The organism is Blautia ammoniilytica (assembly GCF_025566965.1).
Classification (GTDB): Bacteria; Bacillota; Clostridia; order Lachnospirales; family Lachnospiraceae; genus Blautia_A; species Blautia_A ammoniilytica.
Genome location: NZ_JAOQJL010000023.1, coordinates 48,067 through 59,958, shown reverse-complemented (window position 1 = coordinate 59,958; position 11,892 = coordinate 48,067). Strand labels below are relative to the sequence as shown.

Here is an 11,892-nt window from a genome sequence, read left to right as displayed (position 1 = left end):
AAAGTCAGTAATCTTATTTTACTCTGAGGTATTTTTTTCTCAACCTTCTTTCTCGGAATTCCTTATATTTGAATTATACAAGAAGCTCCTTTTATTTTTCCAATGCTTCATTAATAAAATTCTCTATCATTATTTTTGATTCAGGTGCAACAATAGAATCTATTGCCTTTCCATCTCGATATAAAACCAGCGTAGGAATTATCTCAATCTTTTCAGCTTCTGCAATCTGTGGTTCTTCATCAATATTTACTTTTCCAGCAATAAGAATATCGCTGTATTCTTCACTTATTTTTTCATAAGCCGCTCCAATTCTACGGCAATAACCACACCAAGGTGCCCAGAAATCAACCAAAACCGGTTTTTCCTTATGAATTAATTGCCCAAACTTTTCTTTATTTATATTTATAGATGTCATATTTTTCAACTCCTTCTCCTATTTGAACTTAATATACCCCAAATAAGTGCTTGCTTCCGTGATGATATCACAGAAAAGATAATTTACTTTATTACACTTCTTTTTATTTCTATTTATGGCATATGCCAGTTATATAATTGACGCATCTAAAAAAAGCAAGTATACTATGTTCGTAAAGGAGATAACGGTTATGAACTTCGAAAATTGTTTTCCACTATGGAATGACTTAAATACAGCACAGAAAAAAATAATTTCAGACAATTTAATCACACAGTATGTAAAAAAAGGGACAATCATTCACAATGGAAACCTGGATTGTACTGGATTATTACTGGTTAAATCCGGGCAGCTTCGAACTTACATACTTTCAGATGAAGGACGAGAGATTACACTTTACCGTCTGTTCGATATGGATATGTGTCTTTTATCCGCCTCATGTATCATACGCTCCATTCAATTTGAAGTAACCATTGAAGCAGAAAAAAATACTGATCTTTGGATCATCCCTGCTGAAATCTATAAGGGCATTATGAAGGAATCTGCTCCCGTCGCAAACTATACCAATGAGTTAATGGCCACCCGTTTTTCTGATGTCATGTGGCTGATTGAACAAATCATGTGGAAGAGTTTGGATAAGCGTGTTGCTTCATTTCTTTTAGAAGAGACCTCTATCGAAGGAACAAACGAGCTGAAAATCACTCATGAGACGATTGCTAATCATCTTGGTTCCCACAGGGAAGTTATCACTCGAATGCTTCGATACTTTCAAGGCGAGGGTCTCGTCAAACTCTCCCGCGGCAAAATCACAATCCTTGATCCAAAAAGACTGGAAACACTCCAAAGGTCATAAAATTGTTTTTCTGTAACATATAAAGAAGAATCCTCCATTTATCAGAATTATGAAAGTCATTCTAATAAATGGGGGATCTTTTTATATTACGAGAAAATTATAAAAATATTATGATTATTTTTAATAATCCATACCACATGCATATGCCTTTTCAATCAGCGCACGGTCATTGACAACTGCATCATAGAAGCGGAATCCGCCGGAGAAGTTGTATGTTTCATATCCATTTCCTTCCAGAATACGACTGGCAATATAACTTCGCAGCCCACTCTGGCATATCAGGTAAACAGGCTTTCCCTTCTCAATTTCATTGATACGTTCCCTTAGTTCATCTACAGGAATGTTTTTGAATCCATCCATATGCCCCCTGTTAAATTCACCTACAGTTCTCACATCCAGCAACACAACACTTTTATCTCTAGAAATCTTATCCATATCTTCCAGATGCCATTGTTTTAAGGTACCTTTTGCTATATTGTCTATCATGAATCCTGCCATATTTACAGGATCCTTGGCAGAGGAATAAGGCGGTGCATATGCGAGATCCAAATCCTTCAGCTGGGTTGCCTTCAGCCCTGCATGGATTGCTGTTGCCAGCACATCAATACGTTTATCAACTCCTTCATATCCAATAATCTGAGCACCAAGCAAACGATAGGTTTCTTTTTCAAAAACCACCTTCATGGTCATCACTTTTCCACCAGGATAGTAACCGGCATGACTCATAGGAGAAAGAATTACTGTATCTACCTCTAATCCTGACTTTTTGGCATTGGTTTCATTGATACCTGTAGTGGCTGCTGTCATATCAAACACTTTTATAACGGAGCTTCCCTGACTGCCCATGTAACGACTATCACCGCCACAAATATTATCAGCGATGATTCTGCCCTGTTTATTGGCTGGTCCTGCCAAAGAAATCAGCGCATCATTACCCGTAACATAATGTTTTACCTGAACTGCATCACCTGCAGCATAAATATCCGGTACAGAGGTTTCCATTCTGTCATTCACTACAATACTTTCCTTGATGCCAAGTTCCAGACCGGCTTCTTTTGCTAATACTGTGTCTGGTGTGACTCCGATTGCCAGAACTACCATATCAGCCTGAAGGGATGGATTATCTTTCAACAGGACCTCCACTCCGTTGTCTTTTTCTTTAAATCCTTCTACTGTATAGCCCAGTATCAGTTTTATCCCATGCTTTCTCATTTCATTATGGATCATGGATGCCATATCCGGGTCAAAAGGGTTCATCAGCTGCTTAGGCCGCTGGACAATCGTAACATCCATGCCAAGCTCCCTCAAATTTTCTGCCAGTTCCAGACCAATAAAACCGCCACCTGCCAATACAGCCGATTTTGGATGATTCTTATTTATATATTCCTTTATCCGAAAAGTGTCTTCTACAGTACGAAGTGTAAAAAGTTTATCAATACCTACTCCGGGAAGTCTCGGCTGTGTTGGCTTTGCACCTGGAGAGAGGATCAGCTTATCATATTTTTCTTCAAATATCTCACCATTCTCTAAATTTTTCACTGAAACCGTTTTACGTTCTGGATGTATGGAGATAACTTCATGATGAATTTTCATGTTAATACGGAAGCGTTTAAAAAAACTCTCTGGTGTCTATAGTGTGAGTTCTTCCGGGTCTGTGATCACGTCTCCAATATAATATGGAAGTCCACAATTTGCATAGGATATGTATCCGGATCTTTCAAACATAGTAATTTCAGCATGTTCATTCAGTCTGCGTATTCTTGCTGCGGCTGTAGCTCCTCCGGCTACACCTCCTACAATTATTACTTTCATCTTATTTTTCCACCTTTCCTGAGTAAGCTGCAATGCCACCGATATTATTTACTTTAGAATATCCCATTCGTTGCAGTATCCCAGTTGCCTGACGGCTTCGTGAACCGGAATAACAGTATACAAACAGTGGGATATCCTTATTCTTCGCTACAGAAGCAATATTGTCAAGTTGCTGCAACGGCACATTTTTACTTTCTGGTATATGTCCTTCCTGATATTCCTGCGGTGTACGTACATCCAGCAGAACTGCATCATCAGTCCTTTTATATTCTTCTATGCCTTGATTAATATTCGACTGTTTAAAGAGATCAAAAAATCCCATTAGCACACCTCCCTAAAGCATTTCTAAAATCGCATTCTTAGGTCTCGCCCCTGAAACCTGCTGTACAATCTTCCCATTCTTCATAACCACTAAAGTCGGAATGCTCATAATACTGAACTTATTTGCCAGTTCAGGCTCTTCATCTACATTAATCTTTCCAACTTTAATATCTCTACGCTCACTTGCAATCTCCTCTACAATAGGTACTACCATGCGGCAAGGCGCACACCAAGATGCCCAAAAATCTAAAAGAACGGGTTTATCGGAATTCAGTACTTCGTTCTGAAAATTATTTTTATTGATATTAATAGCAGACATTTTACAGTCCTCCTTATCTTTTTCTTTTTGTAGATTTATTATAGTCTTAATTTCATTTATTTTCCGTGATTACATCACCATACCTCATTAACTTAACTTCTTGCCATACCATCTACACTTAATATAACACCTGTAATGTAACTCGCCTCATCTGAAGCAAGAAACACAAACGCATTGGCAATATCTTCTGGCTGTCCAAGATGACGCAATGGAATTCTTTCAATCATAGGTTCGATAACTTCCTTTGGCACGGCCTTCATCATATCAGTTTCTGTAATCCCAGGTGCAACAGCATTAACACGAATACCTTTAGGTCCTAGTTCTCTTGCTAATGATACAGTCAATCCGTTTACTGCAAACTTCGATGCCGGATAAGCAAACCCACGTGGCTGTCCCGAAATACTCACCATGGAAGAAGTTGAGAGAATGACCCCCTTGCCTCTTGCCACCATACATTCTGCTGCTACACGAGTAGTATTAAATACTCCTTTTACATTTAGATCCATGACTTTATCAAAAGTCTCCTCTGTATAATCCATAAATAAGGTGTTTTCTGAAATCCCTGCATTATTTACCAGTATGTCGACACATCCATATTTTTCAGTTGCCTCTTTAAAAGCCTTTCTGACAGACTCCATGCTTGCCAGATTTGGACTAATTCCAGCAACTATTGCATTGGGATATTTTTCTTTTAATTTATCTACAGCAACATCTGCCGATTCCTGTGAACTTGCTGCCAACACAACTGAAGCACCTTCCTTCAAGAATTTATCAGCTGTAGCAAATCCTATACCACGGCTTCCACCCGTAATGATTGCAACTTTATCTTTTAATCTCATTTAGACTACCTCCTTACTTTGTTTGTAGTTACATTATAAGCAAAAGGTAAATCATTTTCTGTGATATCATCACAAACTATCGCAATAAAAAACCCTGTTGCTCACACGCACCAGGGTTTTTGTTTATCTATCCGTATTTAAATAATCAGAATTTTATTCAACTTCTGAAAACTGATCTTTTCCAACATTACATAATGGGCATTCAAAATCTTCTGGAACGTCCTCCCACTTTGTTCCTGATGCAATACCACCTTCAGGATAACCTTCCTCTTCATCATATTCCCATCCGCAAACGTCACATACATATTTCATTAGTTTGTTCCTCCTTCTATTATTATAATAATCAATATTACTGATTACCTTTTATTTAAAATAATCATTCAATCATCATTTTTTCCGTTCAAAAACATATTCTGCATCTGATGATAAATCAGAGCGGAATGAATAGCCTAGTCTATCAAATTTCTTAATATCCTCAGGATTTTCAATTCTGTTTTCAGCCATGAACCTAACCATTTCACCACGGGCCATCTTAGCATATGTACCTTTTGTCACCAGTTTATCTCCTGATAACTCACAAAATGTAATCGTAATGTATCTATCCTGTCGTGTCAGATATTTTTCTATGCACTTAGAGTATTCTTTCGATGCCAGATTGATTATAATCCTGCTGTTATCAATCACTGAGCGGTATAATAAATCTCCCCAGTACTCATACAGATTTTTTGTTTCTCCTATTCCAACCTTCGTCTGCATTTCCAAACGATAAGGCGTCACACCATCCCTTGGTTTTAACACACCATAAAATGCAGATATTATTCTCAAATGCTTTTGTACATACTCGAACTGACTGTCCTCAAACACGGATGGAGCCATATATTGAAAAGCAATTCCTTCATATGATAAGACAGCTGGGGTAAGTAAATGATAAAGATCCATGTTTTCCAATCTATTGAAGTTCTGTTCTGTAATTTTGTCATTACATTTCCAGATAGTCTTCAGTTCTTCTTTTGACTTACTTTTCAACCAACTTTGTATCTCTGTCGTCTTTTCAATAAATTCAGGCAATCCATCCGGCGCTATGCTGTCAGTATCTGTAATCATCTTTTTAGCAGGGGATAATATTATCTTCATTAATCTAATTCCTTGAGCATATTTTCAGGATCATCTGCAGCCTTGACTTTATCATTTGCCTTTATAATAATCCCCTGTTCATCAATAAGATATGTGGTTCTTACTACTCCCATAGAGACTTTGCCATAATTTTTCTTTTCTTTCCATACATCATATGCTTCAATAACTTTCCGCTCTTGATCTGCTAAAAGTGTAAATGTCAATCCATATTTTTCCTCAAATCTCTTATGAGAGGATACAGAATCCTTACTGACTCCAAGAATAACTGCTCCTTTTTCGGTAAACTGAGGGTATCGCTCAGAAAACCCACATGCCTGTTTCGTGCATCCCGCTGTATTATCCTTGGGATAGAAATATAAAATCACTTTTTTTCCTGTATAATCCGATAATCTATGTATTTTCCCATTTTGATCTGGCAACTCAAAATCCGGTGCCTTAACCCCTACTTCCAACATTATTTATCCCTCCCTTTCTGTATCTTTCTCTTTATTCGCCTTTTTCTTCCTATTCCCGGTAATCATTTTATGACCTGTATATATCGCCACTACCATACATAACATAGAACTTAAAGCAAAGTATTTGTGACTTGATTTTTGCTTTTTATATCCAGTGTAAAAAGTCCCAAGCATTGTGATCAATGCTCCTACTGACCAATATTTATGTGCTTTCATGTAATTCCTCCATTTTTTCAGTGTATTCAATTCTAATTATACGCTACCATATTCCTATGTCAATTTGATAATAGAGCATTCCTATAAATTTTTTCAAAATATCATTGTCAAAACTATGTATTGTTATCCTTTAATTTTTCTTTGAAATAATTGACAAAAAGCTTGCTTTCAGGAGATTACTATTTAATCTCTTTTCCATCTATATATAGTTGAAATTTATCAGGATTATTGACAACATCATAGTCCTTTCCGTATTCTACAGGTCTATATTCGGCTGTCATTACCGATTCCCCGTCTTCAATATCCTCTTTCCATAAATAGATGTTCATATCAATGCTCGTCGCATATCCTCTGTCTGTGGAGAATTTTGTCGAATGAAAAGAGACTTTACAACTTAAAATTGGATAAAAAGGACAAAAAAAGAAGAGCTGCTTGCTCTTCCCATATAGTAGTAGTAAAATAATATGTCATGCCAGTGCAATATATTACCTAGAACATCGCTATAACAGGAAAGGGGCTGCATTGTGACAGCCCCTAGTTTACTTCATCACGTTGTCTACATTCTGAGTGAACTCGTTCCCTGGTTTATTTTAGCATCGATCTGGATTTTGTTTCATAAAGATAAATTTTGCCACAGAGCGGTCGTATGTTTTAATGTGTCCAAACAGCCAGTCGATTACATTTTTCTGTACAAGTTCACTGAACCGATCTGTTGGTCCTTCATACTCCTGAAGGTATTCATACAGTTCCTGAATTGTCTTTTTAAACTCTTCATGTTTTTCATAATGTTTTTCACGCTCTGGATAACCGGCTTTTTCCTGAAGTGCTTCTTCTTCTTTAAAATGAAAGTCAGTATACTCGTTAAGATAATCCAGAAGTTTGATTGCCTTTACCTTGCTGTCGCCATTTTGACAGGCAATTACAAAGTTCTGAATACGGTCAATCAATTCTTTGTGCTGTGTATCGATTGTTTTATTTCCTGTTACTAAATTGTCATCAAAGGTAATGTTTAAATCGTAAGTCATAATTTGACCTCCATTTCTTTTATATGTTCTCTTAGGCTCTTTTAATGTCTGGCAGTTTCGTACCTGCATTTTCTGCTTAGTCTTCTACAGGAACGAAAACATCTTTTCCTAATCCGCAGATTGGGCATGTCCAGTCATCTGGAATATCCTCAAATGCAGTTTCTGGAGCGATACCGGCGTCTGGATCTCCTACTGCCGGATCATAAATATATCCACATGGTTCACATTCATATTTTTTCATAGTCATTTTCCCTTTTCAATGTCGATTTATTTTTGTTACCAAGTTCCTAGCAATTTTTCTAACACTTTGTTTTTTATATATCTGTATTATACATGATAATTATTCTTTTGTCAATAATAGTAATTATTATTATTTTTGTACTTAGCATAAACTGATATTTGAATTGCACATTTACATATTGTATATATCATGGGAATAGTTGAATAAAAAAATGAACTCTATTCATTAAAGACAGAGTTGCTGGAAATTATTTCTCTCCAACAACTTTCTTCGTCTTTAAGTCCTTGAAACACAATACTGTCCAATCAGATTCATCCAACTGTTATATTTATTCTTTTCACACACCTTTCGACAAATTTCATTTTCCATCAATACACAGAACATCTTATCATAATCAAATGCCCAAACAGCACCATTAGCGGGTGGCTTGCTCTGTCCCTATAAGGGACTATTCCCTGCTTGCGCCCGGAAGGCGCACTGACAGTCTGCCAACTGCACCACATTTACAGCAGCCCCTTCCAGGGGCTATTTCAGTGCTTCCTTATTCCGGCGCTGCCCCAAAAGGGGCTTGCTGGTTTGCTTTGATTTCCTACTACTGCTCCAAGCAGTTTATTTCTTGTTTTTCTTCACCGGCTCACCCGTAAACGGGTCGATATACTCTACTAATGACATCTGGTCATATTCTAAATCTTCTTTTTATTGATTCTGAATATACTCTTTTATTGCAGCCGTATTTTTTCCTACTGTATCTACATAATATCCTCTACACCAGAAATGTCTATTTCCATATTTGTATTTCAAATTTGCATGTTTTTCAAATATCATTAGTGAGCTTTTTCCTTTTAAATATCCTACTATTTCTGATACCGAATATTTAGGTGGTATTCTTACTAGCATATGTATATGATCCGGACAACACTCTGCTTCTATTATTTCTATTCCTTTTCTTCTGCATAATGATCCTAATATTTGTCCTACATCTGCTTTTATATCTTTATAGATTACCTGTCTTCTATATTTTGGTGCAAAAAGTCGGGTAAGAGACGGACATTACTGGCCGTCCCTCCCCTAAGAACGGAACGTGCGACTTTCACCGCATTCCGCTCACGCATCTATAACACATAGTATTCACTACGTGCGGCTGTACTCTTCTGATATGCTAGTTTTCGCTTCATTTCATGCTCCTTTTTCCGCTTTATGAAGTAATCGCTGTTCAAAAAGGGATTTTTATTCAAATACAGTGATTTTACCCTTACTATCGGCATGTCCATCATTTGATAGAGAACAATCGTGTCTGTTCTGAATGACCACTGTCTTCCACATTTTGGATGCCAATACCTGTTCTTCACCCATTTATTACATTTCTGCGGATGTCTTCGTTTGGCCCATTTCCATAGCATCTCCCAGAGTCTGTGATCTATGAGAGCGAATGTGCTTTTTGCACAGACGCAATGGTGGTATTCTGCCCATCCTTTTGTTATCTGATTTAGTTTTACAATCAAAAGCTCTTGTTTTGACTCACGATAATACCGCACTGTCTGGCTAAGCTTTTTCGTGATTTTCTTCTTAGATTTAGTCGACGGTTGAATCAGAAGTTTGTCTTCGAATTTTCTGAAATTCCATCCCAGAAAGTCGAAGCCGTCATTTATATTTGTAGTAGCCGTTTTTTCTTCTGATAGTTTCAACCCCCGCTCTTTCATGAACTCTTCAACCACTTGTTTAACGTCTTCAAGAACTTCCTTGCAGTCTGCTGTTATAATGAAATCATCAGCGTAGCGGCATAGGTGTACTTTATGTTTATTGTAATTCGGGTGATAGTGCCCTGTACTGCTCGTACTGTATCTTTCAAGCAACAATCTTTCAAGTCCATCCAATGTCATATTTGCATAGGTCGGACTGATCAGCCCTCCCTGGGGGCTACCTCCTGTTGTGGGGAATAATCTCTTATTCTCCACATAGCCGCACTTCAAGAATTGCCTCATTATTCTTTTATCACTTGGGATATTTTCCAACATCCAGTCATGGCTGATGTTATCAAAGCATCCTTTAATGTCACCTTCCAAAATCCATTCCGGAGAAGTTTTTCTTGACAGAAGTTTGAACATGTATTCCATTGCATCCTGTGCACATCGGTTTTGCCGGAATCCAAAGGAAACCTTGTCTGCTGTTGTTTCTGCTATCGGGGCAAGAGCCAGCAATTGTAACCCTTGCATGGCTCTGTCAGTCATAGTTGGTATCCCTAGTGGACGTTTTTCCTTTTTCCCATACTTTTCGATATAAGTTCTCTTCAATGGCTTTGCTTTGTATGAAGAAGTTGTAAGGTTGTGAACTGCCTGGATTTTGTCTTCGTCTGTCGACCAGATGTCTCCATCAATTCCAGGTGTATTTTTACCTTTGTTTGTTATCACTCTCTTAACTGCCAGGGCTTTTGCATAAAATGAATTTGTGATTAACTTTTGGAGTCTCTTTACAAGTCTCCACTTATCAGCCTGTACTGCCTTCACAATCCGTACTTGTAGTCTATTAACATACAATTCTGCCTGTTTCCAGTTAATCTCTTTCCATTTCAGTTTTCTGTATGTCTGCATTGTCCTCGCAGATGGCGTCATTGAACTTTGTGCATTCATAGATTCCCAGTCTTTCATATGATTAGACACGCGCCAGACGTCTGCCTCCTTTCGGATGGGACAAAGTTTGAATCCCTATCTGTTGCATTACACAACAGCATTCGCTTCTTCTGGCATCCATTCCTCCTGTGCATTGTATTTTTCTTACGATTAACCTACCTGTGAAAGGAGCACAAGAGGGTTTCCCAGTTCCATTGCTTGAATTATTGCGATGCATTTAGGCTCCATCTTTAGGCCGGAGGTGCTTCGTCCATTCAGCTCAGCGCATATCGAAACCGCCAGCCCACGCCCTCTAACCGTTTTGGTAATGGTGTATCAGTCACTTTCACCATTTCAAGTATCACGACCCTTACAATGGTTCACATATGTTAGCCGTGTGCATCAATTCCTAGCGGTTGGGTGGATGTGACTTCCACTTACCCGCATTGTCCCACTGCTTCACACCTTTCATCACTTACTAGGCATTTCGTGGTAGAAATATCACGAATGGAGGTGATAGCGCATGCGCGCACTTCAAGCAATGACCGCAGGTCGCACCAATATGGTACTTGCATTCCCATTTAGTATGAGCTAAACTATTTACGTTCATTTTATGAACCTCCTGTGATTTAATATTTGTGGTTTGCAGACCTACATTTATTTTAACACAGGAGATTACTTATATCTAAAGAGCTTCCCTCCCCCTGCATAGCAGGGGGGTTATTTTTACTGTCACACAATCAAACAGAGCTTGAGAGGCAACCACATTTTCGATTGTCTATCAAGCTCTGTTTATCTCTTAGTACTTCAGATTATTCATTATTACTCTGCCTTTGACTTTGCTAACATAGCAATATCCCCCACACCATTTAAAACCATAGTTGGACGATACGCATAAGTTTTGAGTGTATCCTTCGTTGAACATCCAGAGAGAACCAATACAGTAGACATACCACTTTCCATTCCTGAAATCACATCTGTATCCATACGATCCCCAACCATTACAGCTTCTGCTGAATGACATCCAAGCATATTCAATCCTGTTCTCATCATCAGTGGATTCGGTTTCCCACAGAAATATGCCTGTGTACCTGTTGCCATTTCTATAGGTGCAATCAATGCACGACAAGCAGGAGCAATGCCGTTCTCAATCGGTCCGGAAACATCTGAGTTTGCTCCGATCAACTTTGCACCTTTCAGAACTAAATTCGTTGCTTTTGTTAATGTATCCAATGAATAGGAGCGTCCCTCTCCCACAACAACATAATCCGGATTTACATCATTCATTGTGATACCTACATCATAAAGTGCATTTAACAGGCCGGCTTCTCCTATCACAAATGCCGAACAGCCTGCCGCCTGTTCTTTTAAAAATGCGGCTGTTGCCAATGCACTGGTATAAAAATGTTCTTCTGGCACATCAAGTCCCATCCTTGCCAGTTTCTGATTTAATTCCCGTGGTGTATATCCACTATTATTTGTCAAAAATAAATATTCTTTCTTTTCATCATGCAACCACTGGATGAATTCTGGAACACCTGGCAATATCTGATTGCCATGATAGATCACACCATCCATATCACAGATGAATCCTTTTTTTTCATTAAAATCGATTATGGATTTTATCATGTTCATATGCGCCCTGCCTTTCTTGTTTCT

Annotated in this window: 14 protein-coding genes and 2 pseudogenes; 1 reads left to right on the top strand and 15 read right to left on the bottom strand. The window is 38.1% G+C overall.

The window, feature by feature from the left end; genetic code table 11:
* Positions 1-91: 91 nt before the first annotated feature.
* Complete coding sequence (locus tag OCV61_RS11990; RefSeq protein WP_005330449.1) at positions 92-415, bottom strand: thioredoxin family protein; 324 nt, start codon at positions 413-415, stop codon at positions 92-94.
* A 166-nt stretch (positions 416-581) separates the two neighbouring features.
* On the opposite strand from OCV61_RS11990, the gene OCV61_RS11985 reads away from it, so the two are divergent.
* Positions 582-1,265, top strand: a complete 684-nt coding sequence (locus OCV61_RS11985) for a Crp/Fnr family transcriptional regulator (RefSeq protein ID WP_158422009.1) — start codon at positions 582-584, stop codon at positions 1,263-1,265.
* Positions 1,266-1,385: 120 nt separating this feature from the next.
* Here the strand turns inward: OCV61_RS11985 and OCV61_RS18825 are convergent.
* The 14 genes and pseudogenes from OCV61_RS18825 to OCV61_RS11915 form a co-directional block, all read right to left on the bottom strand.
* A pseudogene (locus tag OCV61_RS18825) lies at positions 1,386-3,077 on the bottom strand (FAD-dependent oxidoreductase).
* Between the two features lies 1 nt (position 3,078).
* Positions 3,079-3,399, bottom strand: a complete 321-nt coding sequence (locus OCV61_RS11975) for a rhodanese-like domain-containing protein (RefSeq protein WP_005421613.1) — start codon at positions 3,397-3,399, stop codon at positions 3,079-3,081.
* A 12-nt stretch (positions 3,400-3,411) separates the two neighbouring features.
* Positions 3,412-3,717, bottom strand: a complete 306-nt coding sequence (gene trxA / locus OCV61_RS11970; protein ID WP_005421612.1) for a thioredoxin — start codon at positions 3,715-3,717, stop codon at positions 3,412-3,414.
* Positions 3,718-3,809: 92 nt separating this feature from the next.
* A complete protein-coding gene (locus OCV61_RS11965; RefSeq protein WP_158422008.1) occupies positions 3,810-4,556 on the bottom strand; it encodes an SDR family NAD(P)-dependent oxidoreductase in 747 nt (248 codons plus the stop codon).
* Positions 4,557-4,709: 153 nt separating this feature from the next.
* On the bottom strand, positions 4,710-4,868 hold the full coding sequence (locus tag OCV61_RS11960; protein WP_117989806.1) for a rubredoxin: 159 nt from the start codon (positions 4,866-4,868) through the stop codon (positions 4,710-4,712).
* 75 nt (positions 4,869-4,943) lie between these two features.
* Positions 4,944-5,690: a peroxide stress protein YaaA gene (yaaA, locus tag OCV61_RS11955; RefSeq protein WP_118583128.1), complete on the bottom strand. Its 747-nt coding sequence runs from the start codon at positions 5,688-5,690 to the stop codon at positions 4,944-4,946.
* A complete protein-coding gene (bcp, locus tag OCV61_RS11950) occupies positions 5,690-6,145 on the bottom strand; it encodes a thioredoxin-dependent thiol peroxidase (protein WP_118035232.1) in 456 nt (151 codons plus the stop codon). Before bcp ends, yaaA begins: the two co-directional genes overlap by 1 nt.
* 3 nt (positions 6,146-6,148) lie before the next feature.
* A complete protein-coding gene (locus OCV61_RS11945) occupies positions 6,149-6,361 on the bottom strand; it encodes a DUF6219 family protein (protein WP_158422007.1) in 213 nt (70 codons plus the stop codon).
* 179 nt (positions 6,362-6,540) lie between these two features.
* Positions 6,541-6,690, bottom strand: coding sequence for a hypothetical protein (locus OCV61_RS11940; protein WP_015524977.1), 150 nt, complete (start codon positions 6,688-6,690; stop codon positions 6,541-6,543).
* 261 nt (positions 6,691-6,951) lie between these two features.
* Positions 6,952-7,386 (bottom strand): bacteriohemerythrin, encoded by a 435-nt coding sequence (locus OCV61_RS11935; RefSeq protein ID WP_019161195.1) that lies wholly within the window; start codon positions 7,384-7,386, stop codon positions 6,952-6,954.
* Between the two features lie 76 nt (positions 7,387-7,462).
* Positions 7,463-7,627: a rubredoxin gene (rd, locus tag OCV61_RS11930; protein ID WP_015524975.1), complete on the bottom strand. Its 165-nt coding sequence runs from the start codon at positions 7,625-7,627 to the stop codon at positions 7,463-7,465.
* Between the two features lie 609 nt (positions 7,628-8,236).
* A pseudogene (gene tnpA / locus OCV61_RS11925) lies at positions 8,237-8,659 on the bottom strand (IS200/IS605 family transposase); the annotation flags it as partial.
* A gap of 80 nt (positions 8,660-8,739) precedes the next feature.
* Positions 8,740-10,272 (bottom strand): group II intron reverse transcriptase/maturase, encoded by a 1,533-nt coding sequence (ltrA, locus tag OCV61_RS11920; RefSeq protein ID WP_262582906.1) that lies wholly within the window; start codon positions 10,270-10,272, stop codon positions 8,740-8,742.
* Positions 10,273-11,055: 783 nt separating this feature from the next.
* Complete coding sequence (locus tag OCV61_RS11915) at positions 11,056-11,868, bottom strand: HAD-IIA family hydrolase (RefSeq protein ID WP_004074351.1); 813 nt, start codon at positions 11,866-11,868, stop codon at positions 11,056-11,058.
* Positions 11,869-11,892: the final 24 nt, after the last annotated feature.

Coding starts and splice junctions, on each gene's coding strand:
- OCV61_RS11960 (WP_117989806.1), bottom strand. CDS start 4,868: ATGAAATATGTATGTGACGTTTGCGGATGGGAATATGATGAAGAGGAA.
- OCV61_RS11965 (WP_158422008.1), bottom strand. CDS start 4,556: ATGAGATTAAAAGATAAAGTTGCAATCATTACGGGTGGAAGCCGTGGT.
- yaaA (WP_118583128.1), bottom strand. CDS start 5,690: ATGAAGATAATATTATCCCCTGCTAAAAAGATGATTACAGATACTGAC.
- OCV61_RS11975 (WP_005421613.1), bottom strand. CDS start 3,399: ATGGGATTTTTTGATCTCTTTAAACAGTCGAATATTAATCAAGGCATA.
- OCV61_RS11990 (WP_005330449.1), bottom strand. CDS start 415: ATGACATCTATAAATATAAATAAAGAAAAGTTTGGGCAATTAATTCAT.
- ltrA (WP_262582906.1), bottom strand. CDS start 10,272: ATGAAAGACTGGGAATCTATGAATGCACAAAGTTCAATGACGCCATCT.
- OCV61_RS11935 (WP_019161195.1), bottom strand. CDS start 7,386: ATGACTTACGATTTAAACATTACCTTTGATGACAATTTAGTAACAGGA.
- trxA (WP_005421612.1), bottom strand. CDS start 3,717: ATGTCTGCTATTAATATCAATAAAAATAATTTTCAGAACGAAGTACTG.
- rd (WP_015524975.1), bottom strand. CDS start 7,627: ATGAAAAAATATGAATGTGAACCATGTGGATATATTTATGATCCGGCA.
- OCV61_RS11940 (WP_015524977.1), bottom strand. CDS start 6,690: ATGAACATCTATTTATGGAAAGAGGATATTGAAGACGGGGAATCGGTA.
- OCV61_RS11985 (WP_158422009.1), top strand. CDS start 582: ATGTTCGTAAAGGAGATAACGGTTATGAACTTCGAAAATTGTTTTCCA.
- OCV61_RS11915 (WP_004074351.1), bottom strand. CDS start 11,868: ATGAACATGATAAAATCCATAATCGATTTTAATGAAAAAAAAGGATTC.
- OCV61_RS11945 (WP_158422007.1), bottom strand. CDS start 6,361: ATGAAAGCACATAAATATTGGTCAGTAGGAGCATTGATCACAATGCTT.
- bcp (WP_118035232.1), bottom strand. CDS start 6,145: ATGTTGGAAGTAGGGGTTAAGGCACCGGATTTTGAGTTGCCAGATCAA.